Source organism: Litoreibacter arenae DSM 19593 (genome assembly GCF_000442275.2).
Taxonomy (GTDB): domain Bacteria; phylum Pseudomonadota; class Alphaproteobacteria; order Rhodobacterales; family Rhodobacteraceae; genus Litoreibacter; species Litoreibacter arenae.
Genome location: NZ_KE557314.1, coordinates 881,739 through 900,406 on the forward strand (window position 1 = coordinate 881,739; position 18,668 = coordinate 900,406).

14 protein-coding genes are annotated in these 18,668 nt (G+C 60.7%); 8 read left to right on the top strand and 6 right to left on the bottom strand.

Features of this window, described 5'->3' with window-relative positions; all coding sequences use genetic code 11:
- Nucleotides 1-24: 24 nt before the first annotated feature.
- The 3 genes from queG to THALAR_RS16650 all read left to right on the top strand — a co-directional run bounded on the left by queG (nucleotide 25) and on the right by THALAR_RS16650 (nucleotide 2,440).
- Entirely contained in the window at nucleotides 25-999 is a 975-nt protein-coding gene (queG, locus tag THALAR_RS16640) for a tRNA epoxyqueuosine(34) reductase QueG (protein ID WP_051153833.1), read from the top strand.
- The gene (locus THALAR_RS16645) at nucleotides 999-1,871 is read left to right on the top strand and encodes an SDR family oxidoreductase (protein ID WP_021102769.1); all 873 of its coding nucleotides are present in this window, start codon (nucleotides 999-1,001) and stop codon (nucleotides 1,869-1,871) included. The genes queG and THALAR_RS16645 overlap by 1 nt, the downstream gene beginning before the upstream one ends.
- Before the next feature lie 164 nt (nucleotides 1,872-2,035).
- Nucleotides 2,036-2,440 carry a L,D-transpeptidase family protein gene (locus tag THALAR_RS16650; RefSeq protein ID WP_021102770.1) on the top strand — a complete coding sequence of 135 codons (405 nt, stop codon included), beginning with the start codon at nucleotides 2,036-2,038 and terminating at the stop codon, nucleotides 2,438-2,440.
- 10 nt (nucleotides 2,441-2,450) lie between these two features.
- On the opposite strand, the gene dalA is transcribed toward THALAR_RS16650, so the two are convergent.
- A complete protein-coding gene (dalA, locus tag THALAR_RS16655; protein WP_021102771.1) occupies nucleotides 2,451-2,960 on the bottom strand; it encodes a divisome-associated lipoprotein DalA in 510 nt (169 codons plus the stop codon).
- A 158-nt stretch (nucleotides 2,961-3,118) separates the two neighbouring features.
- Here dalA and THALAR_RS16660 point away from each other — a divergent pair, with 158 nt between their 5' ends.
- Nucleotides 3,119-3,718: a L,D-transpeptidase gene (locus tag THALAR_RS16660; protein ID WP_021102772.1), complete on the top strand. Its 600-nt coding sequence runs from the start codon at nucleotides 3,119-3,121 to the stop codon at nucleotides 3,716-3,718.
- 156 nt (nucleotides 3,719-3,874) lie between these two features.
- Nucleotides 3,875-4,054: a hypothetical protein gene (locus THALAR_RS16665; protein ID WP_021102773.1), complete on the top strand. Its 180-nt coding sequence runs from the start codon at nucleotides 3,875-3,877 to the stop codon at nucleotides 4,052-4,054.
- Nucleotides 4,055-4,125: 71 nt separating this feature from the next.
- Here THALAR_RS16665 and rlmN read toward each other — a convergent pair whose 3' ends face one another.
- The 3 genes from rlmN to THALAR_RS16680 all read right to left on the bottom strand — a co-directional run bounded on the left by rlmN (nucleotide 4,126) and on the right by THALAR_RS16680 (nucleotide 6,601).
- The gene (gene rlmN / locus THALAR_RS16670; protein WP_021102774.1) at nucleotides 4,126-5,316 is read right to left on the bottom strand and encodes a 23S rRNA (adenine(2503)-C(2))-methyltransferase RlmN; all 1,191 of its coding nucleotides are present in this window, start codon (nucleotides 5,314-5,316) and stop codon (nucleotides 4,126-4,128) included.
- A gap of 41 nt (nucleotides 5,317-5,357) precedes the next feature.
- Nucleotides 5,358-5,975, bottom strand: a complete 618-nt coding sequence (locus tag THALAR_RS16675; protein WP_021102775.1) for a Hint domain-containing protein — start codon at nucleotides 5,973-5,975, stop codon at nucleotides 5,358-5,360.
- A 95-nt stretch (nucleotides 5,976-6,070) separates the two neighbouring features.
- Nucleotides 6,071-6,601 carry an invasion associated locus B family protein gene (locus tag THALAR_RS16680; protein WP_021102776.1) on the bottom strand — a complete coding sequence of 177 codons (531 nt, stop codon included), beginning with the start codon at nucleotides 6,599-6,601 and terminating at the stop codon, nucleotides 6,071-6,073.
- Nucleotides 6,602-6,767: 166 nt separating this feature from the next.
- Here THALAR_RS16680 and THALAR_RS16685 point away from each other — a divergent pair, with 166 nt between their 5' ends.
- Nucleotides 6,768-7,766: an asparaginase gene (locus tag THALAR_RS16685; protein WP_021102777.1), complete on the top strand. Its 999-nt coding sequence runs from the start codon at nucleotides 6,768-6,770 to the stop codon at nucleotides 7,764-7,766.
- Here the strand turns inward: THALAR_RS16685 and THALAR_RS16690 are convergent.
- Entirely contained in the window at nucleotides 7,757-9,892 is a 2,136-nt protein-coding gene (locus THALAR_RS16690; RefSeq protein ID WP_040819133.1) for an ATP-binding protein, read from the bottom strand. The genes THALAR_RS16685 and THALAR_RS16690 overlap by 10 nt on opposite strands.
- A 135-nt stretch (nucleotides 9,893-10,027) precedes the next feature.
- Here THALAR_RS16690 and THALAR_RS16695 point away from each other — a divergent pair, with 135 nt between their 5' ends.
- Complete coding sequence (locus tag THALAR_RS16695) at nucleotides 10,028-15,451, top strand: alpha-2-macroglobulin family protein (RefSeq protein ID WP_021102779.1); 5,424 nt, start codon at nucleotides 10,028-10,030, stop codon at nucleotides 15,449-15,451.
- On the top strand, nucleotides 15,448-17,475 hold the full coding sequence (gene pbpC / locus THALAR_RS16700) for a penicillin-binding protein 1C (RefSeq protein WP_021102780.1): 2,028 nt from the start codon (nucleotides 15,448-15,450) through the stop codon (nucleotides 17,473-17,475). The genes THALAR_RS16695 and pbpC overlap by 4 nt, the downstream gene beginning before the upstream one ends.
- On the opposite strand, the gene THALAR_RS16705 is transcribed toward pbpC, so the two are convergent.
- Entirely contained in the window at nucleotides 17,476-18,651 is a 1,176-nt protein-coding gene (locus THALAR_RS16705; protein ID WP_021102781.1) for an acetyl-CoA C-acyltransferase family protein, read from the bottom strand.
- Between the last annotated feature and the right edge of the window lie 17 nt (nucleotides 18,652-18,668).

Genomic DNA, 18,668 nt, shown 5'->3' on the forward strand with positions numbered 1-18,668 from the left:
GCGCTTGCGGAGGGTTTCTCGAAAATGGGCGTGTGCAGACCTGACGCGATTCCCGCTGCCCCTGACCGCTTGGTCGACTATGTAGACGCAGGACGCCACGGCCAGATGGGCTGGATGGCGGAGCGAATGAATTGGCGCGGCAACCCTGCCGCTTTGTGGCCCGAGGCGCGGTCGGTCATCATGTTGGCGGAGGTCTACACGCCCGACCATGATCCACTGGAAACGCTGACCTTGCGCGACCGTGCGGCGATCTCGGTTTATGCCCAGAACAGAGACTATCATGACATCGTGAAGAAACGTCTGAAACGCGTTGGCCGTTGGCTGATCGAGCAGGCGGAGGCGGTCGAGATCAAAGTGTTCGTCGATACCGCTCCCGTCATGGAAAAGCCGCTGGCGCAGGCCGCCGGTCTGGGGTGGCAAGGCAAGCATACGAATGTGTTGTCACGCGATCTGGGCAACTGGTTTTTCCTTGGCGCGATCTTCACGACCCTCGAATTAGACCCTGATACCGCTCAAACCGATAATTGCGGCACCTGTCGCGCGTGTCTGGATATCTGCCCGACGCAGGCGTTTCCCGCGCCGTTTCAACTCGACGCGCGGCGGTGCATTTCATACCTGACGATCGAGCATAAAGGCCCCATTGATGAAGAGCTGCGCGGCAAGATGGGCAACCGCATCTACGGGTGCGACGATTGCCTGGCCGTGTGCCCGTGGAACAAGTTTGCGCAAGAGGCGACCGAGCTGCGCTACGAGGCCCGCGACGATCTTCGTGCGCCGGAGCTGGCAGAGCTGGCGGCGCTGGATGACGCCGCCTTTCGCGCCAAGTTTTCCGGCTCCCCGATCAAGCGCATCGGCCGCGACCGCTTCATCCGCAACGTGCTTTATGCGATAGGCAATTCCGGCCAACCCGAACTCGCGAGTGCTGCGAGGACGCATTTGAACGACCCTGATCCCGCAGTGTCAGACGCCGCGCGATGGGCCGTAGAGAGGTTAACGTGATGCCCCACCTTCTCAGCTTCGGCCATGGTTATTCCGCCCAGGCTTTGTCACGCCTGCTATTACCGAAGGGCTGGACGATCACTGGTACGACCCGCTCGGAAGACAAGGCGGAGTCATTGCGGCGCGACGGCGTGGAAGCCGTGGTCTGGCCCGGTGCGGATATGGGGTCGCAACTTACGCGGGCGACTCACCTTTTGATCTCGGCCGGACCGACGGAAGATGGCGACCCTGTTCTGACTGCGCGTCGCCCTGAAATCGCGAAGGTCGCGGGAAACCTCAAATGGGTTGGTTATCTGTCGACTACAGGCGTCTACGGCGACCACCAAGGCGGTTGGGTCGACGAGACGACGCCGCTCACGCCCTCGACAAAACGCGGGCGTTTACGGGTAAAGGCCGAGGCCGCATGGGAAGATTTGGCAATCGAGTCCGGTTTGCCGCTGCATATCTTCCGCCTTGCCGGTATCTACGGGCCCGGACGCGGGCCGTTCTCCAAGGTGCGCAACGGCACTGCGCGACGGATTATCAAACAGGGACAGGTCTTCAGTCGCATCCACGTCGATGACATCGCGCAGGTCCTGGAAGCGTCGATCCGTCAGCCCCGCCCCGGTGCCGTCTACAATCTATGCGATGATGACGCGGCTCCGCCGCAGGATGTAATCGGCTACGCCGCCGAGCTACTGGACATGCCGCTGCCAGAGGCGGTCGATTTCGAGACGGCTGACATGTCCCCCATGGCGAGAAGTTTCTACGCCGAGTCCAAACGTGTGAAAAACAAACTTATCAAGGAAGAATTGGGTGTGACGTTGCTCTACCCCGATTACCGCACCGGTTTGCAGGCGCTGTTAGAGGTCGAGAAAGAACTAGGGCGATAGTGTAAATAGAGGATTCCGAACCGCCACAGAGTTGGGTATAGTCGTCAAAAAAGTTCGGGTGGTAGCTTAATATGCGTTCAGTGTTCTTTCGTGGATTGGTGTTGGCCTCTTTGCTGATTCTGTCGGCATGTTCTTCCAAATTCATTACGTATAAGGGTCCGGAGGTGACCAAGCTGGAAATCCACAAGACGCAGCGTGTCTTGCGGGTATTCAGTGGGAACCGGATGCTGAAGTCGTACCCGATAGATCTGGGATTCGGCGCGACCGGCCACAAACAGTTTGAAGGGGACGGGCGCACGCCCGAAGGTCGCTATACGATCGACCGGCGCAACCCGAACAGTTCGTTCTACCTGTCTTTGGGCATCTCATACCCTAACGACGCGGATCGCGCCTTTGCAGAGTCTGTGGGCAAATCACCCGGCGGTGATATCTTCATTCACGGACAGCCGAACCTGAAAGGCCAGCGCGGCCCCGATTGGACCGCAGGCTGCATTGCAATCAAAAACAAGCATATGAGACTGCTTTATGCCATGGTGAACGATGGGACCGTCATAGACATCTTCCCGTAAGCGGGCAGCCTTAACTGCCCGTCACCATCGTCCACCAGATTTTTCCGTTCGGCTCCTGATACCAGGAAAAACCCATCTTGTTTGCCCGCGATGACATGATCACCTCACGAGTCGATGGGGTTTCCATCCAGGCAGCAACAGTCTCCGATTCGTTTTCATACGATTCCGAGATGTTTTCGCCAATCATCTGGCCGTCGTACCCCGCACGTGCCACCCGATCGAGCGGCGAGGAGCCGTCGGAGCCAAAATGCCAAGGACGATTCTGCACCGACATGTCACGAGCGTGAGTCGCGGCGGCGGCGGTCAGCTTGCTATCAAGCTCAAGCGGGTTCTTCCCTGCTGCAACACGCAATGCGTTGACGGAATCCAGCACGCGGAACTGAATTTTAGCCGTATCGGAATTGCTGATACGATAAACGCGCGGCAGCGGTTTGCCGTCCGGGCCGATCGTCGGGGCGACAGGCGTACATGCAGACAGCGCAAGAAACGCTGAGATCAGGATGAGGAGCAGTCTTGCCATACCATTTATTCCTTAGAATTTTGGCAATGCTTAAACTGAACCGCGATGCTGTTCAAACGCGCTGGTGGAAAATAGCCGATCATATCATGGTTTGATTTGTGATTGAGGCATTCTCGCCATAATAATATGGGATGACCTACTCAAGGAGGGTATGTTCCATGAGCAAAACCGATTTTAGCCGCCGCAGTTTCCTGCTGAGCACGGGCTCGGCTGCTGTTGCTGGCCTTGCAATGCCAGCCTTTGCGCAGACAACCAGTGCGGTGAACGCCGAGTCGTATAGCGGCGAAACCAGAGTTGTGCGCCGCAATGTGTCCAGCTTCCGCTCTCTTCGTTGGCAGCCATATTTCAGCAACCTGAGGAACGGTGCGATTCTGGTCGATATCGACAGCCGCGCCCTTCACATGTGGACCGAAGACGGGGGCTACAACCTGTATCCGTCATCCGTTCCGCTATCCGAAGATCTGACGCGCCGTGGTCGCACAAGTGTCGTGCGTAAGGTCGACGGCCCCACTTGGAGCCCGACCCCGGCGATGAAAAAACGTAACCCGGAATGGCCCGATTTCGTGCCTGCCGGGCCGGATAACCCGCTTGGTACGCATGCCTTGTATCTTGGCTGGACCTACTACCGGATCCACGGCACCCACGATACGCGTAAAATCGGGCGGAAGTCGTCGAACGGCTGCATAGGTCTGTTCAACGAGCACATCGCAGAGGTGTTCGCGAAGGCCAGAATAGGCACACAAGTGTTGCTAATTTGACGACATTCTGAATGGTTGCATCTGACCTGATGGGTCTCGGCATTGTATTCGCCCGGTGTTCTTGGTTATACGATTGCACGAGATACTGTCTTGGGTGCCTGTGGATGGACCGGATAGTCTGGGTCCAGCGGGCGTGTCTTGGAAGGATATATAAAGATGAAAAAAATCGTACTTGCAGCAGTCTTCACTGCAGCCGCTTCTTCTGCTTTCGCGGGCAACCTGTCTGACCCGATCATTGAAGAGCCTGTAATCGTGGAAGAAACTTCTTCCTCGGCTGGCGGCATCTTCATCCCGCTGCTGTTCCTGGTTCTGGCCGCTGCTGCTGCTTCTTCCTAAGCGCACGCGCACCGAATTCGTGGAAAAGGCGTCCGAGCAATCGGGCGCCTTTTCTGCGTTCTGAGCGTGGCTTAACCTTTCGCCACACCTGCATCGGCTTCGATCTGCTTGCGGGACTTGCGCTCACGCTCGGTCGCGGATTTAAGCTGGCCGCAAGCCGCCATGATGTCCTCTCCACGCGGGGTCCGGATCGGCGACGCGTAGCCCGCTTTGTAAATGATGTCGGCGAAAGCCTTGATCCGCTTCCAGTCGGACCGCTGATAAGGCGCGCCAGGCCATTCGTTGAACGGGATCAGGTTGATCTTGGCCGGAATGCCCTTGATCAACTGGATCAGCCGCCGCGCATCCTCGTCACTATCGTTCACGTCTTTCAACATCACATATTCAAACGTGATCCGCTCGCTGTTCGACACTTTCGGATAGCTGCGCAGGGCGTCCAGCAACTCCTCAATGTTCCAGCGCTTGTTGATGGGGACCAGCTTGTCACGCACCTCGTCCGTGGTGGCGTGGAAAGACACCGCCAGAAGGCAGCCGATTTCTTCGGCGGTTTTGGCGATCTCCGGCACAACGCCGGAGGTGGACAGGGTGATCCGCCGACGCGACAGGCTGATGCCCTCCGGGTCCATTGCGATTTTCATCGCGTCGCGGACATTCTCGAAATTGTACAGCGGCTCGCCCATGCCCATCAGAACGATGTTGGACAGCAAACGCGCTTCGTCTTTGGGGTGCCGACCCGGCTCCGGCCATTCCCCCAGATCGTCGCGCGCCAACATAACCTGGCCGATAATCTCGCCCGCGGTCAGGTTCCGCACCAGTTTCTGGGTGCCGGTATGGCAGAACGAACAGGTCAGAGTGCAGCCAACCTGACTGGATATGCAAAGCGTGCCGCGTCCTTCTTCGGGAATGTAGACGACTTCGACCTCATGCCCGCCCGCAATCCTGACAAGATATTTGCGCGTCCCGTCGTCGCTGACCTGTCGCGTCACGACCTCGGGCAGGGCGATCTCGAACTTTTCCGCCAGTAAGGCGCGGTAGTCCTTGGCAAGATTGGTCATGCTGTCGAAGTCGCGCACGCCTTTCTGATACAGCCACTGCCACACCTGCCCTGTGCGCATTTTGGCTTGCTTTTCCGGCGTTCCGGCCGCGATCAAGGCGTCGCGAAGCCCGTCGCGGGTCAGGCCAATCAAATTGACGCGGTCGCCATCGGGCAGCTTGCGCGGGATGGTCACAAGGTCTTGCGTGATCGGAGCGGTTGCGGACATCGGGGCCTCACGAAGGATGAAAGGCCGCCAGATACACTAAATCAGTGCAAAGGGAAACCGGCGGCTTGGTGCATGGTTGGGACTTGGGGTCGCACAAGGCTACATGCAAGCCGCGCTTCTTCGCCACACAAAACCGGCCGGTTGCCGGGATTTCGGGCAGGCCCCAAATCGACGGCCATATTGCCGCAATAAAGCAGATGGTTCTGCAAGAACCCCAGCGAGACATAGGTGATGCCGCGCAACCCTTCGATCTGGCGAACACCGGCGAGGTAAAGCAGATCCCTGGCCTGGATCAGCACTTCCCGCGCCAAGAACATGGAGTCGAACATCGGGTGTTTCAGCGCTATGCGTTGCGTGGGGGCGAGATACAGGTCGGCGCCGGGACGATCTGCCCCGAAGGTGCCGGAAGGAATGTGAATCGGCGATTTTTGCGGGGCTGCGATCAGGTCTACATCGCGGAACGCTATGCATTTGATCGTCTGCATGCCCAGATCCTTGGTCAGCACGCGGTCACCTGACTTCAGGTCTTCGACGCAGCATTCGCCAGCGCTTGTCGTGACGGGTGTTCCTACGCTCAAGCCCGCAGGGGAAAGCCGAACGGTCGCCGCTTCTTTTTGAGCCGGAAGCCGCGTGGTGCCGATATTGGTGAGAGTCGTCATGATATGCTGCCTCTTGGCCGGTTTAGTCCGGTCTTAGTTGAAAGACGTTAAGGGACCTTGGCAGCCGACCCCTTAACGCTGAAAATTTGAGCTAATTACCCACCGCAACGTTTCGCGGCATCCTCCAGTGCGGCGGTAAAGCCGAGTAGGGAAAACGTGTCTTGGGTTGTCGTGTTGCGCTTGGACACACCCGTAACAACCGCATCGGCACCACGCTTCATTGCAGAAATGATCTTGTTGTCATCCGCCGGTGTCGGTGCCCAAGCCGTTTCGCCGCTGGTGAACAACTCAAAGGTGCTGTCACCGATCTTCAGGCTGACAGTCGCGCCATCGGGGTACGGATAGCCGCCAGTGAAGGAGACCTCGCCCAGCTTTCCCGCGCCGGGCCAATAGCTGACAAACATCAGCGTGTCGCCACGGGTCACCGCCACGACGCGGCCGTCTTTGGTGTTCACCACTTCCTTCGGGCTGGACACGACCCAGCACTGGGTTGGATTGTCCTCGACAAACACGCTCCAGTCGGTCTTGGACGCAACGCGGTTTGTGGACTGTTCCTGAGCGGAAAGGGGGCCAGTGGCCAGGACGAGGGCCGCGCTTGCGACCATGCCTTGCAGCATCTTTTTCATGTATCTCACAGCTCCAGCTGTTTCTGCCTCTTGTGCGCCGAGCGATCCTTTGCGGATTCAACTTGTGCCAACACACCTTTTATTATCTCGATTGCAAAACGATAGCCCAGAATGCATGTGTTGGGAAAGGCCCATTGGCGGATTTTCGCTTTAGAAGGAGGCGTCTATGACACAACCTGTTCCTATGGTCGAAATCTGGCGGGGGGACCTGCTTGAGTCACAACATCTGGGCCATGCGGTGGTATGCGATGCCAGCGGCAAAGTGGTCGAAGCCTGGGGTGATGACGAAAAGGTGATCTACCCGCGCTCGTCATGCAAGATGCTGCAGGCGTTGCCGCTCATCGAAAGCGGTGCGGCGGACGCCTACGGGCTGACATCCGAGCATCTCGCCCTGGCCTGTGCGTCGCATCAGGGGGCCGCGATCCACACGGATCGCGTGCAGCTTTGGCTCGACGGTTTGGGGCTTTCGGTCGATGACTTCCGCTGCGGTCCACAGAAGCCGTCCGACAAGGACGCGCATGAGGCGCTGGTGCGGGCTGGGAAGCAGCCTTGCCAGATCCACAACAACTGTTCCGGCAAGCACAGCGGGTTCCTGACGTTGAACAAGCACCTTGGTGCAGGTTCCGAATATATCGAGGTCGACCACCCCGTCCAACGTGCCAGCCGCGAGGCGTTCGAAGAAATGACCGGCGAGACGGCGGAATACTACGGGATCGACGGGTGCTCCGCCCCGAATTTCTCGACCTCGGTCGCTGGTTTGGCGCGGGCCATGGCGAAGATGGCAAAGCCAGACGGTACGGGTGCGCGGGCGCAAGCGTCAAAGCGGCTGGTAGAGGCCATGTGCGCCCATCCCGATCTTGTCGCGGGCGAGGGAGGGGCATGTACGGAGTTGATGCGCGCCATGGGCGGAAAGGTTGCAATCAAGACGGGTGCAGAGGCGGTATATGTCGCGATTCTGCCGGAACAGGGTCTGGGTATGGCACTGAAAATCGTTGATGGTGGCACCCGCGCGGCTGAGGCTGCGATCGCAGGGTTGTTGGTGAAATACGGGGTGCTCGATGCCAACCATCCGGCAGCGCGCAAGTACCTGCATGGTCCGATTCTGAGCCGGAGAGGGCTGAACACCGGGCATATGCGCCTGAGCGAGGGATTTGTTCAGGTCTGAAACGGCTCGGCGTCAGCGGGCGATAGCTCTGCGATCAGTTGATGGATTTTCTCTTTTTTCAACGGCTTGGTCAGGTAGTGGCTAAGCCCGGCTGCCCTGATGCGCTCCTCGTCGCCTTCCATAGCGTGGGCGGTCATTGCAATAATCGGGGTAGGGGGAAGCCCCCTCTCTTGCTCCAATTCGCGGATGGCGCGGCTTGCCTCCATGCCGTCCATCTCCGGCATTGAAATGTCCATGAACACCAGATCGAAACTGTCCGATTTGAACGCTTCCACTGCCTCGACGCCATTCACGGCAAGCGTCAGATCCGCGTTCACATCCTTGAGCATCTTGCGAAAAACCAACTGATTGGTCTTGTTATCCTCAGCACCGAGAATGCGTAGCTTTCTCAGTGGCTTGCCCTCAGCAGAGGCGTTCACCGCTTTGGTCAGACCATTGAACAATTCTTGTCTGTGGAAGGGCTTGCGCAAGCTGGTCACGCCGTCTGGCACAGTAACCGGATCGGCAGCCGTAACCATCGCAATCAGAGGAACGCCGGGAAGTACCCGCCTGATCTGCTCGATTGCCGAAGCACCATCGCACAGCTCGCGGTGATGCCCGACAAGCACCACATCTGGATCAAGCTCGGCAGAGACTGCGGTGGCATTGGGCAAAACTGCCACCGCGACGCCAAGCAATTCCATTTGACGGGTCAGAATATCCAGATCCATTGCGTTGGGCTCAATGACCAAAGCCTTGTGAACACCATCCGGAACCGCGTTCGGCGCTGCTTGCGCCTGCGACACCAGCGGCAGGGTGATCTGGAAGCCAAAGCAGGACCCTTCGCCCTTGACGCTGCTGAGCCATACCTCGCCTCCCATCTGTTCCACCAGCTTTCGGCTGATCGCCAGCCCTAGACCGGTGCCTTCGTATTTGCGGTTGGCCTCATCCTCGATCTGGTTGAATTCCCCGAAAATGTGGTCGACCATCGAGGCGTCCACACCCAGCCCGCTGTCTTCGACGGTGAAATGCAGGCGGCAGGTCTCATTCGGTTCGTCAACGATGCCCACCACCCGAACCATAACATGCCCGGCTACGGTGAATTTGACGGCGTTGCCGACCAGATTGGTCAGGATCTGGCGAATGCGACCGGGATCGCCGACAAACTCCGCAGGCAGGAACTGGTCGTAATCCACCTGAAAATCCAGACCCTTCTGCTGTACCGTCGGGTCAACGATCAAGGCGACGTCCTGAACCAGACGCTCCAGATCGAATGGCTGGGGCTTCAGCTGTATCTTTTCCGCTTCGATCTTCGAGAAATCCAGCACGTCGTTGATGATCTCCAGCAGCGCCTCGCCAGAGTTGCGAATGGTCTGGGCGTAGAGCGTGCTTTCCTCGTCCAACCCGTTTTCAAGCAGCAGGTCCGCCATGCCAACGACGCCGTTCATCGGGGTGCGCAACTCATGGCTCATCTTGGCAAGGAAGGCGGATTTTGCGCGGTCGGCGGCTTGGGCCTTGTCGCGGGCGTCGCGCAACTCGTCCTCGCGCAGGATGTTCTCGGTGATGTTAAGCACCATGGACACCACCCCGCCATCCGAGGTGCGTCTGTCCATCATCTTCGCATAAACGCCGTTCCAGAACCTGAGCGTAACAGGCTCGATCTGCTCGCCCGACCAGCGCCCAAGCATCATGGCGTGCCAGTCTTCGGGGTCTTGGCCGTGCAAATCGACAATCCCCTCATCAATGCACAGGTCGATAATATCGCTATAGGCTGTCCCCGGCCCGACATCGCCAGCCCCCTCGAACACGGCCAGATAAGGGGGATTCGCGGCGATCAGATTTAGATTCGCGTCAAAGAGCGCAAAGCCGTCGCGGATCGTGTCGATGGCGTCCCAAAGTAGACGTTCCACGGCGACGACCTTGTGGTTCGCGGCCTGCAAATCCTGTGCCGCGCGGGTGTTCTGGCCCTCCAGCTCCTCGACGACACGTCGTTGGTCCACGATCTGCCCGGACAGGTTCAGCGCATGCGCCGACAACTTCCGGTTCGCCGCCGTCAACTCCGCCTGCTTCTGTTCCAACAGCCGTTCCGCGGCCAGACGCGCACGTCTTTCCTGAAGCATGTCCTTATTGGCTAGGTGCTGTTCCATTCATCTCGAATCGTTACCGGCGGCATGAGGGCAGACTCGCGGAATGAAATGAAAACACATTTAACGCCATCGGCTTGCCCGACTCGGTGATCCCGTGCGACCGTCTGGCCAAAGTCGGGCAAGAGGGGCTACCAGATGTTTCGCATTCTATCAGCAGTGTTGGTTTTCATGGTGGCAACGCCGATGGCGCTTGCCGACGGCTTGATACCCGACCGTCGCATGACCCTGCTGCACGATGTGGATTTCTACGGCAGCGACCTGACCAACATCTTCGACACCAATTTCGATGCCTGCGCCCGCGCCTGCCTGACCGACACCAACTGCAAGGCGTTCACGTTCAACACGAAATCCAGCGCCTGTTTCCCGAAATCCGACATCACACAAAGCCAGCCCTTCGAGGGCGCGCTGTCCGTCAAGGTCACCGACGCATCGCAAGCCGAACTGCAACGGGCGCAGGCGCAGCGTGCGCAAGCCAGGTTCCTGACCACCCGCGACATCAGCGCAGCGTATGAACAAGCGGCGGGTATGACCAAGCGCTACGCGGCCAACGATTTCACCGCGCAGCAATATGTTGAGGCCGCGCGTCAGGCGCGTGGCGAGGGCAAACCCTCCGTCGCCATGCGGTTCATCGGGGCCGGGTTGACGGTGGAAGACCGCTCCGACCTTTGGGAGCAATATGCCCGCGATGCAGCGGCGTCCGCCGAGCAGATCAAAGACAAGCAGCGCGACTACAACCGCCGCTATCTGAGCGCAGCCATAAACGCCTACCTGCGTGCCTCGAGCCCTGCCATGTCGGTGAACGCCTTGACGCTGATGGCCAACGCGTTCGAGCGCAACGGCAGAGGCCGCGACGCAATCGCCCCGTTGCGGCTGGCGCAGTCACTGCAACCGCGGTCCGACACCGAGGATGCGTTGGACCGCGTAGTGCGCCTGTTCGGCTTCAACGTCGCCGAAACCGATGTGGAAAGTAATTCGGTCGAACCGCGCATCTGCGTGGCGTTCTCGGAGGACCTGTCCAAAACCACGGACTACGCGCCATTCGTTCAGTCACGTATCGAAGGCGTGAGTGTCGAGGCGCAGGACCGCAAGCTTTGCCTTGGCGGCCTGAACCATGGCGAACGCTACCGGTTTACTCTGCGCCAAGGCCTGCCCGCCGCTTCAGGCGAGGTTCTGCAAAAGCCAATCGAGATCACGCAATATGTCCGTGACCGTGCGCCGTCGGTCCGCTTTCCCGGTCGTGCCTATATCCTGCCCAGCACCGGCGACGCCGCCCTGCCTGTAGTGGCGGTAAATACCGACACGCTGGATCTGACGCTGTTCAAGGTGTCCGATCGGAACATCCTGCGCACGATGCAGAACGACTTCTTCGCCAAACCGCTCAGCTACTATGGCGAGCGGGAATTTCGCGACTCCATGGGCGTCGAGGTCTGGAAGGGCAAAGGGGACGTCCAAACCGAGCTGAACCAGGACGTGACCACGCGCCTGCCGGTGTCCGAGATCATCGGGCCGATGGTGCCGGGTGTGTATGCCCTGAAAGCGGCGGTTTCTGGTCCATCAGACGAAGACTCTGCTGCGACGCAATGGTTCGTCATCAGTGATCTGGGCCTGACAAGCCTTGAGGGCGTCGACGGGCTGCATGTCTTCGTAAGGGGCTTATCTGACGTTGCCGCTAAGGAAGACGTGACAGTCTCGCTCATCTCCCGCGCCAACGAGGTGCTGGATACGATCCAAACCGACGCCGAAGGTTACGCCCGTTTCGACCCCGGCTTGATCCAAGGCACTGGTGGCGCGGCCCCCGGCTTGTTGACTGTCCAGAAAGGTGACGACTTCGCCTTCCTGTCGTTGCGCGATCCGGAGTTTGACTTGTCCGACCGTGGTGTAGAGGGTCGCGCGCCTGCCAAGCCGCTCGACCTGTTCGTGACGACCGAACGCGGGGCCTATCGTGCGGGCGAGACCATCCACGCCTTGGCTCTGGCCCGCGACGGAGCCGCACAAGCGGTCGAGGACTTGCCCCTCACGGCGATCCTGACCCGTCCGGACGGCGTCGAGTATTCGCGCGTCAGCGAACAGGACGCAGGCGCAGGCGGGCGTATTTTTGACATGCCTTTGGGCACAGAGGTGCCGCGTGGCACATGGACACTTGCGGTCTTCGCCGACCCTGACGCCCCTGCCTTGTCGACGCAAAACCTGCTGGTCGAGGATTTCCTGCCAGAACGCATTGATGCGACCCTAACCATGCCCAATGGCCCTATTGTCGTAGGTGGCCAAGCTCCTGAATTGGACATTGAAGCACGATACCTCTTTGGTGCCCCCGGCGCTGATCTGGCTGTGGAGGGTGATGTCACCCTCCGCGCCGCCACGTCGCTCGACGGGTTCAAGGGATACGTATTCGGGCGCCACGATACCCCCTTCCGTCCGCTGCGCAGCGGGTTCGTCTCCAGCGTGCGCACTGATGCGACGGGCAAAGCCACGGCCGAACTGGATATACCGGAACTGTCGGAAGTGATGCAGCCGCTGGAGGCAGAGGTCACAGTCCGCGTCCGCGAAGGCTCCAACCGTCCGATAGAGCGGCGGATCAGCCGTCCGCTCTTGCTCGACAAGCCGCTGATCGGGGTGAAGCCCGCGTTCGATGGCGTGTTGTCGGAAAACAGCGAGGCAGAGTTTAGCGTGGTCGCCCTTGCCCCCGATCTGACCCCGCAAGACATGCAGGTGCGCTGGACCATCAACCGCGTTCGCACGGAGTACCAATGGTATTCCAACTACGGCAATTGGTACTGGGATCCGGTCACCAGCCGCAGCCGTGTCGCCTCTGGCGAGACCACGATCAAGGCGGGTGAACCGTTGCAAATCAGCGCTCCGGTGGAATGGGGCGAGTACGAGGTCAAGGTAGAGCGCACCGACGGCCCCTATGTCGCCACCTCCATGAGTTTCAACGCGGGTTGGTATGCCAGCGCCGACGCTGCACAAACGCCGGACCTGCTGGAGCTTTCTCTCGACAAGCCGCGCTACGCATCCGGCGACACAGCCAGCTTGCGCATCGTATCACGCTACGCGGGCACGGCTTTGGTTACGGTCATGTCCAATCGTCTGATCGACATGAAGGCGGTCGAGGTGACCGAGGGCGAAAACCTCGTCACGTTGCCTGTCACGGATGAGTGGGGAAGCGGCGCATATGTCGCTGCGTCGGTTCTGCGTCCGATGGATGTAGCGTCCGGACAAAACCCCGCGCGAGCCTTGGGGCTGTCTCACGCTGCAATAGACCCTGAAGACGCCAAGCTGGAAGCCACATTCGTGAACGACACAGAGGCCGCCCCGCGCGGACCGCTCACGGCGCGGCTGAAGGTCGATAACGCAGATGGCGAAACCTACGCGATGATCGCGGCGGTGGATCAGGGCATCCTGAACCTGACCGGATTCACTCCGCCGGACGCGTCGGGTTACTATTTCGGCCAGCGCAAGCTGGGCGTGGCGATCCGCGACGTCTATGGCCGCTTGATCGACGCCACATCGGGCGCGGTGGGGGCGGTGCGTTCTGGCGGCGACGCAAGCGCACAGCTTCGCGCGAAATCGCCTCCGCCGACCGAGGAGCTGGTGGCCTATGTCTCCGGCCCCCTGAAAGTAGGCGATAACGGTGAGGTAGAGACTGTTTTTGACCTCCCTGCCTTCAACGGCTCGGTGCGCCTGATGGCGGTGGTCTGGTCAAAAGACGGCGTGGGCGAGGCCGATGCGGAAGTCCTTGTCCGCGACCCGGTCGTCGTTACGGCAACCTTGCCGCGCTTCCTAGCGCCAGGGGACAGCAGCCAGTTGTTGCTTGAAATCGTCCACGCGGACGGACCTACGGGCGAGATGCCGCTTTCCGTCGAGGCAAGTGGTGCACGTCTGACGGGCGAGGTGCCTTCAACCGTGACCATCGGCGCGCAAGAAACCGAAAGACTGTCCGTTCCGTTCGAGGTCGCGGGGTCGGATAACGCTACAATCACGGTTGCGCTGACCACGCCTGACGGGCGTGAACTGACTCAAACGCACGGGATTGATATCCGCCGCAGCGACCCCCTGATCCAACGGCGCAGCCAGTTCGACCTCGCCGCTGGCGGCACGTTCACGCTGGACGGCAACGCCTTCGCAGGCTTCGCCCCGGGCTCCGCCTCGGTGACGCTGGCAGCGGGGCCGTTAGCCCGTTTCGACGTGCCGGGGCTGCTGAACGCGCTCGACAAATACCCGTACGGCTGCACCGAACAGGTGACCTCCAAAGCGATGCCGCTGCTTTACCTCGACCAAGTCGCCCGCGCTATGGGGCTGGAAGACCGTGACGGCATTGCCGAACGGATCAGTGAGTCCGTATCGTTGGTGTTGACCAATCAGGCATCGAACGGCGCGTTCGGCCTTTGGCAGCCGGATCGTGGCGATCTGTGGCTCAGCGCATATGTCACCGACTTCCTGAGCCGTGCGCGGGGGCTCGGCCATGATGTGCCACAGGTCGCGTTCCGGCAGGCGCTGAACAACCTGCGCAACGAGGTCAACAGCGCCCCTGATTTCGAAAATGGTGGTGAGGGGCTGGCTTACGCCCTGCTCGTTCTGGCGCGCGAAGGCGCCGCCTCCATCGGTGATCTGCGGTACTACGCCGACACCAAGGCGCAAGACTTCGGCACCGCACTGGCTGTCGCACAGCTTGGGGCGGGGCTTGCGGCTTATGGTGACCCGTCGCGGGCCGACGCCATGTTCCGCCGTGCCGCAACGCTGCTGGACCGTGAGAATGGCAACGATCAGCTATGGCGTGATGACTACGGCACCGATCTGCGCGATGCGGCGGCGGTGCTAACGCTGGCGGTTGAATCAGGCTCTAACGCGCTGGATATCGGCAGGATCAGCGCGCGTATCGCGCCGTCGATTGGCGATGTCGTCGGGCGCTCGACACAGGAATCCGTGTGGAGCTTGCTCGCGGCGAACGCGCTGATAGACCGCCGGGGCACGGGCCTTTCCCTGAACGGCGAGCCTGTCGATGGCCCACTGGTCAAGGTGCTTGAGGAGGCTGCGCAACAGCCGGTTCAGATCACGAGCGCCGAGCAGACCACCGTGACCCTGACTGCCATCGGCGTATCGCACGAACCGGTGCAGGCAGGCGGCAATGGCTACCGTATTGGGCGGGCCTATTACGATCTCGACGGCAATCCGGTCGACGCTAGCGTCATTGCTTCCGGGACGCGTCTAGTATCGGTGTTGACGGTGACACCGCTCGCCAAGGGCGAGGCGCGGTTGATCGTGAACGACCCGCTGCCCGCAGGGTTCGAGATCGACAACCCGAACCTGCTGCGCAGTGGCGATGTCAAACAGCTGCCGTGGCTCGACACCGACGCGAATGTGCGAAACACCGAGTTCCGTGATGACCGCTTCATCGCGGCTGTTGATCACTTCGGCACCAAGGAGTTTCAACTGGCCTATATCCTCCGCGCCGTTGCACCGGGTGATTACCACCACCCCGCCGCGAGCGTTGAGGATATGTATCGCCCCTTCTATCGCGCCCGCACCGATGAGGGTCGGGTGCAGGTCACCGGCCGGTGAGGCTTGCCCGCACAGTCGGATTTGTCGCGGTCGCACTCTGGGCGTCCGCCTTCGGGCGCGACCGTTTCGACGACTGGATCGACCGCACGCAGATGCCCGTTCTGGCAATTGAAACGGGCGTCGAGGTTCTGGACCGAAACGGCACCTTGCTACGTGCATTTCAGACGTCCGATGACCGTTGGCGGCTTGCTGCGTCGATCGCTGATGTGGACCCCGAGTTTCTGCGTCTTCTGATCCGATACGAGGACAAGCGTTTCCGCGATCATGCAGGTGTTGACCCTATAGCCATGCTACGGGCAGTCGCGCAGGCGGCTTGGAACAGGCGTGTCGTTTCCGGCGGATCGACCCTAACCATGCAGGTAGCACGGCTTCTGGAGGAAAGCGGTACCGGATCATGGTCCGGCAAGCTGCGCCAAATCCGCCTTGCTTTCGCGCTGGAGCGGCGGCTGACCAAGGACCAGATCCTGTCGCTCTACCTCGTGCGGGCACCCTATGGGGGCAATCTTGAGGGGGTGCGCGCAGCGAGCCTTGCCTATTACCGCAAAGAGCCGCGCCGTCTGACCCCATCACAAATCGCCATGCTGGTTGCTTTGCCTCAATCGCCCGAAAGCCGCAGGCCGGACCGCTTTCCGGAACGCGCAATGCAGGCGCGGGATCGTGTGTTGGCCCGCTTGGTCGATGCGGGCGCGTTGCAGCCCGAGGCGATCACACACGAAAAACTGCGCGCCAAGCGCCATGATTTTGCGGCGCTTGCTCCGCATTTGACCGACCGCTTGCGCAGGGCCGACAGCGGGCAGATCATCCGCACCGCGATTGACGCCGAGGCGCAGCGCAAGCTGGAACATCTGGCTGCGGGAGCGGTCGCAGATGACACGCAGCACCTGTCCGTGGCAATGATGGTAGCCGACCACGGCACCGGAGAAATCATCGCCTCGATAGGTTCCGCCAGCTATGCCAACGACCGGCGGGGCGGGTTCAATGACATGACCCAGGCGCGCCGCTCTCCAGGGTCCACGCTAAAGCCGTTGATTTACGGAATGGGTTTCGATCAGAGTCTAATTCACCCAGAAACGCTGGTTTCAGACCGCCCGATGCAGTTCGGAACCTATGCGCCGCAGAACTTCGACGGCCATTTCCGCGGCGATATTCGCGTGCGGGAGGCGTTGCAAGCCTCGCTGAACCTGCCAGTGGTCGGTATTCTGGACAGGCTCGGACCAGCCAATCTGATGGCGAAGCTGCGTCAGGCGGGAACGCAACCGCAACTGCCCGGCGATCAGGCAGGGCTGGCGACGGCGTTGGGCGGTTTGGGGCTGAGTTTGCAAGAGCTGATTCAGATCTACGCAGCCATGGCGCAGCCGGACAAGGCCACGACCCTTGGCGCGACCGACGCTGATATTACGCCCCTCTCACCCATCTTAAGTCCGCAGGCCAGTTGGTATATCGGCGACATTCTCAAGGGCGTTTCCCGTCCCGCCATGGCCGGACGCAAGGATGTCGCGTTCAAAACGGGGACGTCTTATGGCCACCGCGATGCATGGGCGATTGGTTATGATGGCAGGCATGTCATTGGCGTCTGGATGGGCCGCGCCGATGGCACGCCGGTTCCGGGCGCGTTTGGGGGTGAGCTTGCCGCGCCGTTGATGTTCCGCGCCTTCGATCTGGTGAAAACTCGAAGCGACCCGCTGCCCGCACCGCCGCGAGATGCGCTGCTCGTGGGCAATGCGGACTTGCCCCAACCCCTGCGGCGTTTCAACAGTCGAGCCGAGCAGGGCGGCGTTGCGCAAGACCATCCCAAGGTAGCCTTCCCGCCCGAAGGTGCGCGGGTTGCGCGGCAGGGTGGGGCGGTCACCGTGCAAATCAGGGATGGGGTCGCGCCGTTTACGTGGCTGCAAAACGGCGCGCCCGTGATGACGAACAGCTGGGACCGCCAAGCGCGGCTGACCCCTGCGGGGCGTGGCTATCTACAGGTGCGCGTGATTGATGCCCGCGGTCGCGCCGCAGGCACCACTATTTTTGCCGAGTGATCAGACCCGTTCAATCGCCAGCGCAATGCCCTGACCGCCACCGATGCACATGGTAATCAGCGCCTTGGAGCCACCGATGCGCTCCAACTCGTGCAGCGCCTTGACGGTGATGATCGCGCCGGTCGCGCCAACAGGATGACCCAAAGCAATCGCGCCGCCATTGGGGTTCACTTTGGCGGGGTCGAAGCCCAGCTCCTGCGAGACTGCCAACGCCTGCGCCGCGAAGGCTTCGTTAGACTCGATTACGTCGAAATCCTCCGCCTTCAAGCCCGTGCGTTCCAACAGCTTTTGCACGGCAGGCACAGGCCCGATGCCCATAACCTCGGGGCGCACGCCTGCATGCGCGTAGCCGATGATGCGCGCGCGGGGCGTCAGGCCGGACGCCTTCGCGGCAGCCTCGGTCGCCAGCACAACCGCGCCTGCGCCATCATTGATGCCCGACGCGTTGCCAGCGGTCACAGTGCCGTCTTTCTGGAACACGGTGCGCAGGCCTGACAACACCTCAAGCGAGGTGGCTTTGGGGTGCTCGTCCGTGTCGAAGGCTACCATGTCGCGCTTCACGCGAACCTCCACGGGGACGATCTGGTCCTTGAAATACCCCGCCTCGATTGCCCGCGCCGCACGGGTCTGGCTTTCCATGGCAAAGGCGTCTTGCGCCTCGCGGGTGATGTTATGCTCTGCCGCGACGTTCTCGGCGGTGACGCCCATATGACCAGTGCCGAACGGGCAATTCAACGCGCCCAGCATCATGTCCTGGGATTTGGCGTCGCCCATTTTCTGGCCCCAACGCGCGTCCGGCACGATGTAGGGGGACCGGCTCATGTTTTCCGCCCCGCCTGCAAGGCCGAACTCCGCATCGCCCAGCATCAGCGATTGAACAACCGAGACAATCGCCTGAACGCCAGAGCCGCAAAGCCGGTTCACGTTCATCGCAGGCACCGTATCCGGTACGCCAGCCTGCATCGCGGCGGCGCGGGACAGGTACATATCGCGCGGCTCGGTGTTGATGACGTGGCCAAAAACAACGTGGCCGATTTGCGAGGGGTCGACGCCCGCCCGTTCCATCGCGGCTTTCGAGACGGCCGCGCCAAGGTCGATTGGCGGGGTGCCCGCCAATGCGCCGCCAAAGGTGCCGATAGCGGTGCGCGCGGCGCTGAGGATCATGATTTTTGACATGTCTTTTCCTTTATTAG